The sequence below is a fragment of the Kineococcus endophyticus genome (assembly GCF_040796495.1).
Lineage (GTDB): Bacteria > Actinomycetota > Actinomycetes > Actinomycetales > Kineococcaceae > Kineococcus > Kineococcus endophyticus.
This window is the reverse complement of sequence record NZ_JBFNQN010000001.1, coordinates 282,121-296,661: the sequence shown is the minus strand read 5'-3', so window position 1 is coordinate 296,661 and position 14,541 is coordinate 282,121. Positions and strand designations below refer to the sequence as shown.

Here is a 14,541-nt window from a genome sequence, read left to right as displayed (position 1 = left end):
GCCGTCCCGGCGGCGCGACGTAGGCTGGTCCGGTGACGATCGCCCCGGAAGGACGCCGGATGCTGCGCATCGAGGCGCGCAACGCCGAGACGCCGATCGAGCGGAAGCCGTCCTGGATCCGCACGACGGCCCGCACCGGTCCGGAGTACAAGGACCTCAAGGGCCTGGTGAAGTCCGGCGGCCTGCACACGGTGTGCGAGGAGGCGGGCTGCCCCAACATCTACGAGTGCTGGGAGGACCGCGAGGCCACGTTCCTCATCGGCGGCTCCGAGTGCACGCGGCGCTGCGACTTCTGCCAGATCGACACCGGCAAGCCGTCCCCGCTGGACCGCGACGAGCCCCGCCGCGTCGCCGAGAGCATCCGCACGATGGGCCTGCGCTACGCGACGATCACCGGCGTCGCCCGCGACGACCTCGCCGACGGCGGCGCGTGGCTGTACGCCGAGACGATCCGCAAGACCCACGAGCTGAACTCCGACGGCGACACCCACACCGGCGTCGAGATCCTCGTCCCGGACTTCAACGGCCGTCCCGAGCTGCTGCAGCAGGTGTTCGACGCGGCGCCGGAGGTGTTCGCGCACAACGTCGAGACCGTCCCGCGGATCTTCAAGAGCATCCGCCCGGCCTTCCGCTACCGGCGCTCGCTCGACGTCATCACCGCCGGCCGCGACGCGGGCCTGGTGACGAAGTCGAACCTCATCCTCGGCATGGGCGAGACCGACGAGGAGGTGCTCGAGGCGCTGCAGGACCTGCACGACGCGGGCTGCGACATCATCACGATCACCCAGTACCTGCGCCCCACGCCGCGGCACCACCCCGTCGAGCGCTGGGTCAAGCCGGAGACGTTCGTGGAGTTCTCCCAGGCGGCCGAGGAGATGGGCTTCAGCGGCGTCATGGCCGGTCCGCTCGTGCGGTCCTCCTACCGCGCCGGCCGGCTGTGGGCGGGTGCCATGCGCAAGCGCGGCGTCGCGATCCCCGCGCACCTGGCCCACCTCGACAAGGACACCCCCGCCGCCCAGGAGGCGTCCAGCCTGCTCGCCCGGGGCTGACCCTCGACGCCGCGCGGGCACGTATCCTTGCCGCCATGGCACGACGAGGATCCAGCGACGGCGGTGCGACCGCCGCACCCAAGCCGAAGAAGAAGCGGTGGGCGCGGACCCGTCAGCTGAAGCAGGTCTACGACATGACCGTCCGGGTCGACCCCTCGACCCGGTGGTGGCTGCTGCTGGCCTTCGCGGGCCCGATCGTGCTCGGCCTGGTCGTCGGTCTGCTCTCGGGGCACCCGATCTACTTCACGATCCTCGGTCTGCTGCTGGGGATCCTGGCCGGCATGTTCCTGCTGGGCCGTCGCGCCGAGCGCGCCGCCTACATGAACCTCGAGGGCCAGAAGGGCGCCGCCGGAGCGGCGCTGTCGTCCATCCGCCGCGGGTGGACGATCGAGCAGGAGCCGGTGGCCGTCGAGGCCCGCAGCCAGGACATGGTGTTCCGGGCCCTGGGCCGCGCAGGCATCGTCCTCGTCGGCGACGGCCCGCCCACCCGCGTCCGCAAGCTGCTGGAGTCCGAGCGTCGCAAGGTCGCCCGGGTCGTGCCGAACGTCCCCGTCCACGTCTTCACGGTCGGTGACGGCGGCTCGGACGGCGAGGTCCCGCTGCGCAAGCTGGCCTCCCGCGTGCAGCGGCTCAAGCCGCAGCTGACCAAGCAGGAGGTCGCCGCGGTGCAGAAGCGCCTCAAGGCGCTCGGCGGCATCCGCCCGCCGGTCCCCCAGGGCATCGACCCGATGCGCGCGCGGCCCGACCGCCGCGCCATGCGCGGACGCTGACCCGCACCGCGGACCGTCCAGCGACGACGAGGGCCCGGTCCCGCCACCACGGCGGGCCGGGCCCTTCGTCGTCCCCGCACGCGCCCGGGTGCGGGCGGCCGCGGGGCGGGCGTCAGCGGCGGACGACCACCACGGTGGCGACCTTGTCGTGCAGACCCCGCCGGTCGCTGTCGAAGACGACGGCGGGGATGACGAGGGTCAGCAGCAGCGCCCGCAGCGCCCCCATCGCCAGCCCCACGGGTCTGCCGTCGAGGCGGCGGACGGCGATCCCCACGACGGCGTGGCCGATGCTCATCCCGATCGTGGACACGAGCAGCAGGTGCATGACGAAGAAGACCAGCAGCGGGCCGAGGTCGCGCCCGAGCCCCTCCAGGACGGTGCGGGCGACGAGGGTCGCGACCACCCAGTCCACGACGAGGCCGAGGATGCGCCGGCCCCAGCCGGCGACGGACCCGGAGCCCGTGGCGGGCAGGCCCAGCCGCACCCCGGGCGCCTGGGCGGGCGGCTCCGCCGGGTCGGGGTCGGGGCTCTTGCGCGTCGTCCGGTCGGCCACCGCCCCAGCCTACGGGGCGTCTACGACGCGCGTCGTAGTGCCGCCCCAGCCCCGTCCCGGGGGCCCTGTCGCCGCCCTCCGCACGTCGGTAAGGTTGCGGAAACGCCGACGTAACACGTGCGAAACATCGTGCCCCTACGGTCGGCGCGTCCGCGGCGGCTCGACACCCGGGCCGGTTCCGTTCCTGGAGGTTGGATGTTCAGCAACGCCCAAGAGGTCATCGACTTCATCGCGCGCGAAGACGTGAAGTTCGTCGACATCCGGTTCTGCGACCTGCCCGGTGTCATGCAGCACTTCACCGTCCCCGCGAGCACGGTGGACGTCGACGCCCTGTCCGAGGGCCAGATGTTCGACGGATCCTCGATCCGCGGCTTCCAGGCCATCCACGAGTCGGACATGAAGCTCATCGCGGACCCGACGTCGGCCTTCCTGGACCCGTTCCGGAAGGAGAAGACGCTCGTCATCAACCACTCGATCGTGGACCCGTTCACGAACGAGGCGTACAGCCGCGACCCGCGCAACATCGCGGCCAAGGCCGAGGCGTACCTGAAGACGACGGGCATCGCCGACACCGTGTTCTTCGGTCCTGAGGCCGAGTTCTACATCTTCGACGACGTGCGGTTCGAGACGAACCAGCGCGAGTCCTACTACCACATCGACTCCATCGAGGCGGCGTGGAACACGGGCCGCAAGGAGGAGGGCGGGAACCTCGGGTACAAGACCCGCTACAAGGGTGGGTACTTCCCCGTCGCCCCGATCGACCACTTCTCCGACCTGCGCGACGAGATGGTCGTGGAGCTGGAGAAGGCCGGGCTGTCCGTCGAGCGCGCGCACCACGAGGTGGGCACCGCCGGCCAGGCCGAGATCAACTACAAGTTCGACACCCTGAAGAACGCCGGCGACCAGCTGCTGCTCTTCAAGTACATCATCAAGAACGTGGCGCTGCGCAACGGTCACACCGTGACCTTCATGCCCAAGCCGCTGTTCGGTGACAACGGCTCCGGCATGCACTGCCACCAGTCGCTGTGGAAGAACGGCGAGCCGCTCTTCTACGACGAGAAGGGCTACGGCGGCCTGTCCGACCTCGCCCGCTGGTACATCGGCGGCCTGCTGCACCACGCGCCGTCGCTGCTGGCGTTCACGAACCCGACGGTGAACTCCTACCACCGCCTGGTCCCCGGCTACGAGGCCCCGGTCAACCTGGTCTACTCGGCCCGCAACCGCTCGGCGTGCATCCGCATCCCGATCACCGGGAACTCGCCGAAGGCCAAGCGCATCGAGTTCCGCGTGCCGGACCCGTCGGCGAACCCGTACCTCGCGTTCGCGGCCCAGCTCATGGCGGGCCTGGACGGCATCAAGAACCGCATCGAGCCGGCCGACCCGGTCGACAAGGACCTCTACGAGCTCCCGCCCGAGGAGCACGCGAACATCAAGACGGTCCCCTACGACCTGGGTTCCGTCCTCGACGCGCTCGAGGCCGACCACGACTACCTCCTCGAGGGCGGCGTGTTCACGCCCGACCTCATCGAGACGTGGATCGACTACAAGCGCACCAACGAGATCGACCCGATCCGGCTGCGTCCGCACCCGCACGAGTTCGAGCTCTACTACGACATCTGAGCCGACCGCTCGGCACGTCGTCACCCGGAACCCCCGTCCCGCTGGGACGGGGGTTCCGTCGTTCCGGGGCTCGGTGCGGCACGACCCCGCGGCGGAGTAGGTTGTGCACCTCCGGTGACAGGACGTCGCCGTGCTCCGCGACACGACCCAGGACGGGGGCCCACGTGCCGACGACGACGACCTGCTCCGCCTGCCGCGCAGCGATGCGCGAGGGGGACCGGTTCTGCTGGACCTGCGGCGCACCGCGCGAGGGCACCGACAGGCTGGAGGTCGTCGCGCCCGACGCCGAGCCGGACCACCGGCGGCGCGTGGGCACGCCCGTGGTCGCGGGTTTCGCGGCGCTCGTGGTGGTCGCGGTCGGGCTCTCGGCCTGGTACCTCACCCGGTCCGACGACGACGCCGTCCAGACCTCGGCCCCCGCCCCCTCGGCGTCCTCTCCCAGCGCCACCGAGACACCGACGCAGACACCGACGCAGACACCGGTCACCACGCCCAGCCCGACCCCCAGCGCGGCAGCGGCGGCCCCCCCGCCGAGCGCGACCCCCACTCCCACCTTCCCCGTCGGCCCCGTCGTCCCCGCCCGGGCGAAGGCCCCGAGCACGGCGCCGGACAGCGCCGACGCGGGCGGCCGGACGACGAGCTACGCGGTTGCGAACGTCCTCGACGGCAGGCCTTCGACGGCGTGGCGCGCCGAGGGCGACGCGAGCGGCGAGACGCTCGTCTTCACGTTCGACGCGCCCGTCCGGCTCACCCAGGCCGGTCTCGTCAACGGGTTCGCGAAGGTCGACCCGTACGACGGCAGCGACCGCTACGAGCAGGGCCGGCGCATCACCGCCGTGACGTGGACGTTCCGGACCGCGAACGGCCCCGTGACGGTGCAGCAGAGCCTGCGCGACGGCGACCGCCGGATGCAGACCACCGGCGTCGCGCCCGTCGAGGTCACCGAGGTGGACCTGACGATCGACCGCACGACGCGGCCCGGGGCCGGCGGCCGGTTCGACCGCACGGCGATCAGCGACGTGGAGTTCGCGAACTCCTGACGTCCCGGAACCCCTGGCTAGAGCTGGATCCCGCGCGTCAGCGCACCGTCGACGACGAGGTTCGTGCCGGTGACGAAGCTGGCTGCGGGACTGGACAGGAACACCACGGGGCGGGCGACCTCCTCCGGCGTCGCCATCCGACCCGTCGGGTTCAGCGCGAGCGCCTCGGCGAAGAACTCCGGGTCGTTGCGCTCGGTCAGCTGCCACACGCCGCCCTCGAAGTACGTGTTCCCCGGGGAGACCGTGTTCGCCCGGATCCCCTCGGCCGCGAGCTGGTGCGCGAGCCCCTGCGTGTAGGCGACGAGGGCGGCCTTGACGGTGCCGTACGGACCGGCGAACGCGTCGACCTCGCGGCCGGAGACGCTGCCGATCGTCACGATGGACCCGGCGCCGGCGCGGCGCAGGTGCGGCAGGGCCGCGTCGACGAGGGCCACGGTCCCCATGAGGTCGACGTCGAGCGACAACCGCCACGACTCCAGGTCGTTCGCGGCCGCGATGGCGCTGACGTTCGCCACGACGACGTCGATCCCGCCGAGGTCGGCGGCCGCCTCCTCGACCCAGGCGGTCACCTCCTCGCGCCGGGCGACGTCGACGACGCTGCCCCGCAACGTGCCCGGGCCGGTCGCGTCCGCCACGAGGGCGTCGACGTCCTCGGCCGTCCTTGCGCACGTCGCGACGTCGGCACCCTCGGCGAGGAACTCGGCGACGATCGCGCGGCCGATGCCGCGGGTTCCACCGGTCACCAGGACACGGGCGCCGTCCAGCTGCAGGTCCACGGGGGTTCCTCTCGTCGGGTTCTCGGGCGGGGTTCTCGGGCGGTTCAGCGCACGAGGGCGCGGAGGCGGTCGTGGATCCCGCCGTAGGCGGGCCGGCTCGCAGGGACGAGACGCTTGGGGACCTTCGTCGGAACGCTGTAGTTCACGTCGACGGCGTTGGCCAGCGGCACCTCGCTGACCTGCGAGAGCACCTGGTAGGCGTCGAGGGTGTCCAGACCGGTGAGTTCGGAGATCCAGCCGACGGCGTCGACCTGCCCTGCGCGCCAGGCGTCCTCGAGCGGCCGGGCGGAGCCGACGACGGTCCAGTGGGTGTCGCTCTCCAACCGCGGCCACGCCGGGCCGGGCGTCTTCAGGAGGTCGACGAGCACGAGGGAGTCCACGGCACCCTCGACGGCGGTACCGCAGGACTCCCCCTCGCCCTGACGGAAGTGCCCGTCCCCCAGGGAGAACAGCGCGCCCTCGACGTTGACGCGCAGGTAGACCGTCGTCCCGGCGCGCAGTTCCGGGGTGTCCATGTTCCCGCCGAACACGTCGGGCACGAGGGCTGAGCGGACCTCCCCCGCGGCCGGCGCGACGCCGACTGTCCCGAGCATGGGTTCCAGGGGCAGGTCGAGGTGCACGTCCCCGAGGTCCAGCCCGACGGTCCCCCGCGCGGAGTCGAGGTGGTAGATCCACGTCCGTTCCGGCAGCGGGGGTTGCAGCGTGGCCGTGCGGTCGGTGGAGGTCAGGCCGCCGAAGAACGGGATGAGCGCCGAGGCGCCCCAGTCCCGCGCCGGTTCGAGGTCGACGACGTGCAGGACGAGGGTGTCCCCGGGTTCGGCGCCCTCGACGAAGAACGGACCGGTCTGCGGGTTGACGAACGGCATCTGCAGGGCGGTGCTCGGCAGGTCGGTCACCGACCGCAGGCGGCCGCAGAACGCGTCGTCGCTCCACAACCGCAACGCCGTACCGGGGCGCACACGCGCGACGGGGGCCGCGCCGCCGAAGGTCCACGCGTACTGCTCGGGCGTCGGGGTGAACTCGACGACCTCGACGGTGGGGTCCAGGGATCGCACGGTGCTCCTCGGGGGACGGTGACGCGCAGGGCGGTGATCACGATGTGTCCCGTCCTTCTACCCCAGGAACCGCCGGTGCGGAAGCCCTCAGGCCTCCGGAGCGTCCCCCGTCGGCTGGTTCCGCGCGCGGGCCCGGCGCACGGCGGCGTCGAACTCGGCGTCGACGCGCGCCTGTTCCTCGGCCACCCGCCGGTCGACCCGGCCGCGTTCGGCCCCGGCCCAGCCGGCGGGTCGCTCGTGCTCGGGGAAGCCGGGCGTGGAGGAGTACCAGACCTCCGGCCGGTGCGTCACGCGCTGCGGCCGTCCCGCCACGAGCCAGGCGATGCCGCCGACGACGGGCAGCACGACGATGAGGAGGACCCACACGAGCTTGGGCAGGTTCCGGACGCGGTCTGCCGGGGTCTGGACGCAGTCGACGAGGCAGAAGACGAGCAGGACCAGCTCGACGACGACGGGCAGGTAGCGGATCACGGGGTCCTCAGCGGGTCGGGGACGGGGCGGGCAGGACGCTAGCGCCGCGCCCGCCGCCACGGGCCCGATCGCCGCATCCGGGACCCGGTGCCGCCCGGACGGACCCGAACGGCCGCGCGTCGGGCGCCGACGTAGGTTGGGCGCCTGAGCCCGTCCTGGGTCCGTCGAGGAAGGTGGAGTCGTGAGCGTCGACACGCACGGTCAGCCGTTGAAGCTGGGCTACAAGGCGTCCGCGGAGCAGTTCGCCCCCGCGGAGCTGGCCGACTTCGCCGTCCAGGCCGAGGAACAGGGCCTGGACTCGGTGTGGATCTCCGACCACTTCCAGCCGTGGCGGCACGTCGGCGGGCACGCGCCGTCGGCGCTGGTGTGGCTGCCGTGGGTCGCGGCGAAGACGTCGCGCGTCCAGCTCGGCACGTCGGTCCTCACTCCGACCCTGCGCTACAACCCGGCCGTCATCGCCCAGGCCTTCGCCACCCTCGGCGTCCTGGCCCCCGGGCGCGCGATCCTCGGCATCGGCACGGGCGAGGCCCTCAACGAGACCGCCGTGGGCGTCGACTTCCCCGAGACCCGCGAGCGGTTCGCGCGGCTGCGTGAGGCCGTGCGGCTCATCAAGAAGCTGTGGTCGGAGGAACGCGTGACGTTCGAGGGCGACTACTACCGCCTGCACGACGCGACCGTCTACGACCGCCCCGAGCAGCCCGTCCCGATCTACGTCGCCGCCGGCGGACCGGGCGTGACGAAGTACGCCGGGCGCGCCGGGGACGGCTACATCTGCACGTCCGGCAAGGGCATGGACCTGTACTCCGAGACGCTGCTGCCCGCGCTGCGCGAGGGTCTGGAGGCCTCCGGGCGCAGCGAGCAGCAGATCGACAAGACCATCGAGATCAAGCTGTCCTTCGACGAGGACCCGCAGGCGGCGCTGGAGAACACCCGGTTCTGGGCGCCGCTGTCGCTGTCGGCGGAGCAGAAGTCGCAGGTGCACGACCCGGTGGAGATGGCGCGGCTGGCCGACGAGCTCCCCATCGAGCAGGTCGCCAAGCGCTGGATCGTCGCCTCCGACCCCGCCGAGGTCGCGAAGGCCGTGCAGGAGTACGTCGACGCGGGGTTCACCCACCTCGTCTTCCACGGCCCGGGCCAGGACCAGTCGCGGTTCCTCACCCAGTTCACCGCCGACGTAGTCCCCCTGCTCCGGGCCTGACCCGCTCCCGGCCTACTCCTCGGCGCGGCCGTAGAAGACGCGTTCGACGACGGCCCGGCAGCGGCGGGTGGTGCGCAGGTACAGCTCCTCGAACTCCCGCGAGCTGCCGGGTTCGAAGCCGAACATGCGCGCCACCCCGTCGAGGTCGCGCGCCTGCGTCGGCAGGGAGTCCCCGGACTTCCCGCGCCACAGGGCGACGGCGTTGCGGGCGCGGGAGGCGAGGTCCCAGGCCGTGAGCAGCGTCTGGGCGTCGTCGGCGGCGAGCAGTCCCGCGGCGGCCGCGGCGCGCAGCGCGCCCGGGGTGGACAGCGACCGCAGCCCCTCGTGCTCGGCGGCGTGCTGCAGCTGCAGCAGCTGCGCCGTCCACTCCACGTCCGAGATCGCCCCGCGCCCCAGCTTCAGGTGCCGGGCGGGGTCCGCCCCGCGCGGCAGCCGCTCGGCCTCCACGCGCGCCTTGATGCGCCGCACCTCCCGCACGTCGGCCTCGGCCAGACCGCCTGGGGGCCAGCGCAACGGGTCGACGAGGGCGAGGAACTCCTCCCCGAGGTCGGCGTCGCCCGCGACCGGGCGGGCCCGCAGCAGGGCCTGCGCCTCCCAGGACAGCGACCACCGCTCGTAGTACGCGCGGTAGCTCGCCAGCGACCGCACCAGGGGCCCGTTGCGACCCTCCGGGCGCAGGTCGGCGTCGACCTCCAGCGCGGGTTCCGGACCCGCCGCGCCGAGCTGGCGCCGCAGTTCGGACACGACCTCCGTCGCGGCCTTCTGCGCCTGCGTCTCGTCCGCGCCGGGCAGCGGGTCGTGGACGAACAGGACGTCGGCGTCACTGCCGTACCCCGTCTCCCCCGCCCCCAGCCGGCCCATGCCGACGACGAGCACGCGCGTCGGCAGGGGCGCACCAGCGCGGTGCTCGGCGTCGGCGACGACGCGGCGCAGCGCGACGTCGAGGACGGCCTGGTCGGCGTCGGCCAGCGCCCGGCCCACCCCGGCCAGGTCCCGCACGCCGACGAGGTCGGCCACGACGGTCCGGAACTGCTCGCGCCGCCGCACCCCGCGCGCGGCCAGGACCGCGGCGGCGAGGTCGTCGCGGCGGGCGGCGGCGGCCTCGGCGTCGGCGACGACCTCGTCGACGTCCTCGGGCGCGAGCCGGTCGTCGTCGGCGAACACCGACACGGCCTCGGGCGAGCGCAGGAGCAGTTCCGTGGGCATCCGCGCCGCGGACAGGACGGAGGCGAGCCGTTCGGCGGCGGCCCCCGCGTCGCGCAGCATCGTCAGGTACCACTGGGTGCCGGCGAGCGCCTCGGAGACCTGGCGGAAGGCCAGCAGTCCCGCGTCCGGGTCGGCGCCGTCGGCGAACCAGCCGAGCATGACGGGCAGCAGCGTGCGCTGGATGCTGGCGCGGCGGCTGACCCCGCTCGTGAGGGCCTCGAGGTGGCGCAGCGCCCCGGCGGGGTCGCGGTAGCCGAGCGCCGCGAGCCGTTCCCGGGCGGCCTCGGCCGACAACTGCGCGTCGATGCGGGCGTCCGCCGCGGGCAGCTTCGCCACGGCCGTCAGCAGCGGCCGGTAGAACAGCTTCTCGTGCAGGCGGCGGACGTCGCGCCGGGTGCCGCGCCACACCTCGTCGAGCGCGCTCACCGGGTCCTGACGCAGGCCGAGGGACCGGCCGAGGCGGCGCAGGTCACCCTCCGACGTCGGCAAGACGTGGGTGCGCCGCATGCGGTGCACCTGGATGCGGTGCTCGAGGGAGCGCAGCAGCCGGTAGTCGCGGTCGAGTTCGCCGGCGTCGCTGCGGCCCACGTACCCGTACGCGGCGAGCGACTCCAGTGCCTCGAGCGTGTTCGCGCTGCGCCGCAACCGTTCGTCGCTGCGGCCGTGGACCATCTGCAGCAGCTGGATGCTGAACTCCACGTCGCGCAGGCCGCCGACGCCGAGCTTGAGCTGGCGGTCGGCCTCCTTGGACGGGATGAGCGACTCCACCCGCCGGCGCATGGCCTGGACCTCGCCGACGAAGCCCTCGCGGGCGCTGGCCTCCCACACCATCGGGGCGATGGAGGTGAGGTAGTCCCAGCCGAGCTGCGGGTCGCCCGCGACGGGGCGGGCCTTGAGCAGGGCCTGGAACTCCCACGTCTTGGCCCAGCGGCGGTAGTACTGCAGGTGGCTGTCGAGGGTCCGCACGAGCGGCCCCGCCTTGCCCTCCGGGCGCAGCGCCGCATCGACCTCCCACAGCGCGCCCTCCCCCGTCGGGGCCGAGCAGATGCGTTGCAGCGCACCGGCGAGCTTCGCGCCGACGGCGAGCGCGTCGTCCTCGGCCGCCCCCTCGCCGGGTTCGCCGACGTAGACGACGTCGACGTCGGAGAGGTAGTTCAGCTCCCGCCCGCCGGTCTTGCCCATCCCGATGACGGCGAGCCGGCACGCGCGCCAGGACCCCGGCCCGGTCGCCGGGTCGTGGTCGGGCAGTTCCGAGCGGGCGATCGCGAGCGCGGCCTCCAGCGCGGCGGCCGCGAGGTCGGCGAGTTCGGCCGACGTCAGGTGCAGGACCGCGAGCGGGTCGGCCGCGGCCAGGTCGCGACCGGCCAGGCCCACGAGACGGCGGCGGTAGGCGACGCGCAACGCGTCGACCGGCGCGCGCCCGGAGCGGCCCTCGGTGGCGACCGGTGCGGGGTCGTCGGGGTCGGCCCCGACGGCCGCGAGCAGTTCGGCGCGCAGTTCGGCCGGGTCCGGCGGGACCGAGGAGGCCAGGACGGTCCAGTGCCGGGGGTGGCGGACGAGGTGGTCGGCCAGGGCGACGGACCCGCCGAGGACGCCGAGGAGGCGGGCCAGGGTGCCCACGACGTCCGGCGCGTCCCCGCCGCGCAGCAGGTTCAGCGCGGCGGCGACCCCCTCGACGTCCCCCGGCGCGGACTCGCGGTCCAGGCCCGCCGTGAGCGACTCCGCCCAGCGGACGAGCCCCAGCAGGGCCTGGTCGGGATCGGCCGTGCGGCCCAGGGCGCGGACCAGGTCGGCCGTGCCGTCGTCGAAGGCGCCGTCGCCCTCGGCCCGGACGACCCCGTGCAGGGCGTGGTCGCGCAGCAGCTTCAGCGCCCGGTCCGGGTCGGCGAACCCGGCCCGGACCAGCTGGGCGCTCGCGCTCGTCCGGCGTCCCTGCGCGCTCACGGCCACCTCGACGTCGTCCCCGTCCCGGTCCCGGTCCCGTCCGAGCCCGTCACAGCAGCGGTAGGTACCGCTGGAGCTCGAAAGGCGTCACCTGGGCGCGGTAGTCCGCCCACTCCTGGCGCTTGTTGCGCAGGAAGTAGTCGAAGACCCCCTCGCCCAGGGTCTCGGCGACGAGCTCGGACCGCTCCATGACGGAGATGGCGTGCTCGAGGCTCTGCGGCAGCGGCTCGATGCCCATGGAACGGCGCTCGGCGTCGGTGAGCGACCAGACGTCGTCCTCGGCGCCGTCGGGCAGGTCGTAGCCCTCCTCGATGCCCTTCAGCCCGGCCGACAGCAGCAGCGCGAACGCCAGGTAGGGGTTCGCCGCGGAGTCCAGCGCGCGGTACTCGATGCGCACCGACTGGCCCTTGGACGGCTTGTACATCGGCACCCGGACGAGGGCGGACCGGTTGTTGTGGCCCCAGCAGATGTAGCTGGGCGCCTCGCCGCCGGACCACAGCCGCTTGTAGGAGTTCACGAACTGGTTGGTCACCGCGGTGATCTCCGCGGCGTGCCGCAGGACGCCGGCGATGAACTGCCGTCCGGTGCGCGAGAGCTGGTACTCCGCCCCCGCCTCGTAGAACGCGTTGGCGTCCCCGTCGAAGAGCGAGAGGTGCGTGTGCATGCCCGAACCCGGCTCTCCCGCCAGGGGTTTGGGCATGAAGCTGGCGTAGACGCCCTGGTCGCGCGCGACCTCCTTGAGGACCGTGCGGAACGTCATGATGTTGTCCGCGGTCGTCAGCGCGTCGGCGTAGCGCAGGTCGATCTCGTTCTGACCCGGGCCGCCCTCGTGGTGGCTGAACTCCACCGAGATGCCCATGCTCTCCAGCGTGGAGATGGCCGTGCGGCGGAAGTCCGTCGTCGTGCTGCCGGGGTGGTTGTCGAAGTACCCGACGTAGTCGACGGGTTCCGGCGTCGCGCCGCGCTCCAGCGGTCCCTTGAAGAGGTAGAACTCGATCTCGGGGTGCGTGTAGAACGTGTAGCCCGCCTGCGCGGCCTTGTCGAGCGCGCGCTTGAGGACGAACCGCGGGTCCGAGCGCGCCGGCTGCCCGTCCGGGGTGAGGATGTCGCAGAAGATGCGCGCGGTGCCCTGGTGTTCGTCGGTGTTCCGCCACGGCAGGACCTGGAAGGTCGACGGCTCCGGCTTGAGCAGCATGTCCGACTCCGACACGCGGGACAGGCCCTCGATGGCCGATCCGTCGAAGCCGATGCCCTCCCCGAAGGCGCCCTCGAGCTCGGCCGGCGCGATCGCCACCGACTTCAACGTCCCGATGACGTCGGTGAACCAGAGCCGGACGAAGCGGATGTCCCGCTCCTCCAGCGTCCGCAGCACGAACTCCTGCTGGCGGTCCATGTCCACCCTTCCCGTCGATCCGTCCGCCGGGCCCGGCGGCCATCCCGGTCATCATCGCGCATCACCGTCCCCGCCCCGCCCGGCCCCCGCCGCCCCCCGCCCGGTCCCACATCCGGTCCCACATGGGGACGGGCGTGGGACCGGCGAGGCGGTCGCGATCACAACGCCCGAGCCGGTCTCACGCCCGGTCCCACCCCGCATCAGCTCACCTCACACCGGGCGCCTCGACCAGATGACTCCGGGCGGCGGCACCGCACCCAGACGGGAGAGGTAGGCGCGTTCGACGGACTGCAGCAACCGCGCCCCGTCACTGCGGATGGTGTGGGGTGAGAAGGCCATCAGCGGGATGCCCGCGGCTCCCAGGGCGGTGTCGGCGCGCAGCGTGCGCTCCCAGTCGTCCTCGAAGAGGTGGTGCCGCCGCGAGTGGACCTGCACCGCGAGGAAGGCCTCGACGAAGAGGGCGTCCGGGCTGGGCAACGCCGACCCGTCCGGGCCCGTCAGCACCGGGTTGAAGAGGGGCGTCGGCAGGATGCGGCTGCTCGCGAAGACGTCGGCCAGGTCGCTCTCGGGCAACGACCACGCTCCACCGGCGACCTCTTCGACTGCAGCCCGCACGGCGGCCGAGCCTCGGACAGCGCCCGCTTCGACCTCCACCACCAACTGGTCGAGCCGGACGATCCGACGCTGAACCGCCTCGAAGATCAGGGCGCGCACGTCGTCCCCCCGCAGCAACCGGGCTGCGTCCACCACAGCCCTCGCAGGGGATGTCACCGTCAGTGGCCCGCGGTACCAGGGTCTCGTTTCCATGCGCTTCGTCCTGCGCACCGCGACGCCGGGCGCGTTCCTGCCGTCCCGGTTCCATGGCACGAGGAACCGCCGGACCCCGTCGTCCGGCACGGCGCTCACGCCGTGCCAGCGCACGGCTGACAGCGAGGCGAGGTGGGCGTCCGGCCCGGCGAACAGTTGCGCTGCGTGGAGCTGCTGCAGCGGGTCCAGCCGTCCGGTCGTGAGCGAGAACACGTCACGGTGGACGAGCCGCCAGTTCCGCTGGGCCGCCCACCGGACCTGGGCGCTCGTGACACCGGCGTCGTAGAGCTGCCGCCGAGTCACGAGGCCCTGCTGCTCGCGGGCCAACGATCGGATGGTGTCCGGGAGGGTGAGCACGCCGAGAGCGTCCAACCTCCGAGCGGGCCCGGGGACGGCCGTCAGCGACACCTGTGGACAGGAGCGGCCCTCGCGGGGCTGTGGAGCCCGGGTCGACGTCCCGCTCAGCGGGGGCCTTGAGAGCCAGGAGGCATCGGACCGGCCGTGGGTGCAGCCTTGGGACCGGCAGGGAGGTCGCGCCCACGACGTCCCCGCCGGTCCCACAGCCGATCCGACCGGAGCCGCCCTCGGACCGGGAGTGGGGACGGTCGTGGGACCGGGCACGGGACCGGGCACGAGTGTGGGGCGCGACAGGTCCGGGG

The 14,541-nt window shown here is 73.1% G+C and carries 12 protein-coding genes; 5 read left to right on the top strand and 7 right to left on the bottom strand.

The features are described 5' to 3' along the window. Window positions 1–32: 32 nt before the first annotated feature. Both lipA and AB1207_RS01435 read left to right on the top strand, forming a co-directional pair. The gene (lipA, locus tag AB1207_RS01440) at window positions 33–1,049 is read left to right on the top strand and encodes a lipoyl synthase (RefSeq protein ID WP_367635986.1); all 1,017 of its coding nucleotides are present in this window, start codon (window positions 33–35) and stop codon (window positions 1,047–1,049) included. Between the two features lie 35 nt (window positions 1,050–1,084). Then, a complete protein-coding gene (locus tag AB1207_RS01435) occupies window positions 1,085–1,819 on the top strand; it encodes a DUF4191 domain-containing protein (RefSeq protein WP_367635985.1) in 735 nt (244 codons plus the stop codon). A gap of 112 nt (window positions 1,820–1,931) precedes the next feature. On the opposite strand, the gene AB1207_RS01430 is transcribed toward AB1207_RS01435, so the two are convergent. After that, complete coding sequence (locus AB1207_RS01430; RefSeq protein WP_367635984.1) at window positions 1,932–2,372, bottom strand: RDD family protein; 441 nt, start codon at window positions 2,370–2,372, stop codon at window positions 1,932–1,934. A gap of 195 nt (window positions 2,373–2,567) precedes the next feature. Here AB1207_RS01430 and glnA point away from each other — a divergent pair, with 195 nt between their 5' ends. Then, window positions 2,568–3,992: a type I glutamate--ammonia ligase gene (gene glnA, locus AB1207_RS01425; protein ID WP_367635983.1), complete on the top strand. Its 1,425-nt coding sequence runs from the start codon at window positions 2,568–2,570 to the stop codon at window positions 3,990–3,992. Between the two features lie 164 nt (window positions 3,993–4,156). Next, window positions 4,157–5,032 (top strand): NADase-type glycan-binding domain-containing protein, encoded by an 876-nt coding sequence (locus tag AB1207_RS01420; protein WP_367635982.1) that lies wholly within the window; start codon window positions 4,157–4,159, stop codon window positions 5,030–5,032. Between the two features lie 17 nt (window positions 5,033–5,049). Here AB1207_RS01420 and AB1207_RS01415 read toward each other — a convergent pair whose 3' ends face one another. From AB1207_RS01415 to AB1207_RS01405, 3 genes are all read right to left on the bottom strand, one after another. Beyond that, entirely contained in the window at window positions 5,050–5,808 is a 759-nt protein-coding gene (locus tag AB1207_RS01415) for an SDR family NAD(P)-dependent oxidoreductase (protein ID WP_367635981.1), read from the bottom strand. 44 nt (window positions 5,809–5,852) lie between these two features. Then, complete coding sequence (locus tag AB1207_RS01410; protein ID WP_367635980.1) at window positions 5,853–6,863, bottom strand: acetamidase/formamidase family protein; 1,011 nt, start codon at window positions 6,861–6,863, stop codon at window positions 5,853–5,855. Window positions 6,864–6,950: 87 nt separating this feature from the next. After that, the gene (locus tag AB1207_RS01405) at window positions 6,951–7,334 is read right to left on the bottom strand and encodes a PLDc N-terminal domain-containing protein (RefSeq protein ID WP_367635979.1); all 384 of its coding nucleotides are present in this window, start codon (window positions 7,332–7,334) and stop codon (window positions 6,951–6,953) included. A 181-nt stretch (window positions 7,335–7,515) separates the two neighbouring features. Between AB1207_RS01405 and fgd the strand changes: the two genes are divergently transcribed. Further along, window positions 7,516–8,532 (top strand): glucose-6-phosphate dehydrogenase (coenzyme-F420), encoded by a 1,017-nt coding sequence (gene fgd, locus AB1207_RS01400; protein WP_367635978.1) that lies wholly within the window; start codon window positions 7,516–7,518, stop codon window positions 8,530–8,532. Between the two features lie 12 nt (window positions 8,533–8,544). On the opposite strand, the gene AB1207_RS01395 is transcribed toward fgd, so the two are convergent. The 3 genes from AB1207_RS01395 to AB1207_RS01385 all read right to left on the bottom strand — a co-directional run bounded on the left by AB1207_RS01395 (window position 8,545) and on the right by AB1207_RS01385 (window position 14,239). Next, window positions 8,545–11,682 (bottom strand): bifunctional [glutamine synthetase] adenylyltransferase/[glutamine synthetase]-adenylyl-L-tyrosine phosphorylase, encoded by a 3,138-nt coding sequence (locus tag AB1207_RS01395; RefSeq protein WP_367635977.1) that lies wholly within the window; start codon window positions 11,680–11,682, stop codon window positions 8,545–8,547. 49 nt (window positions 11,683–11,731) lie between these two features. Further along, the gene (locus AB1207_RS01390) at window positions 11,732–13,075 is read right to left on the bottom strand and encodes a glutamine synthetase family protein (protein WP_367635976.1); all 1,344 of its coding nucleotides are present in this window, start codon (window positions 13,073–13,075) and stop codon (window positions 11,732–11,734) included. A 210-nt stretch (window positions 13,076–13,285) separates the two neighbouring features. Further along, the gene (locus tag AB1207_RS01385) at window positions 13,286–14,239 is read right to left on the bottom strand and encodes a hypothetical protein (protein ID WP_367635975.1); all 954 of its coding nucleotides are present in this window, start codon (window positions 14,237–14,239) and stop codon (window positions 13,286–13,288) included. Between the last annotated feature and the right edge of the window lie 302 nt (window positions 14,240–14,541).

Excerpts from the sequence above, each read along its gene's own strand:
- AB1207_RS01435 (WP_367635985.1), top strand. The coding sequence starts at position 1,085 with ATGGCACGACGAGGATCCAGCGACGGCGGTGCGACCGCCGCACCCAAG.
- glnA (WP_367635983.1), top strand. The coding sequence starts at position 2,568 with ATGTTCAGCAACGCCCAAGAGGTCATCGACTTCATCGCGCGCGAAGAC.
- AB1207_RS01390 (WP_367635976.1), bottom strand. The coding sequence starts at position 13,075 with ATGGACCGCCAGCAGGAGTTCGTGCTGCGGACGCTGGAGGAGCGGGAC.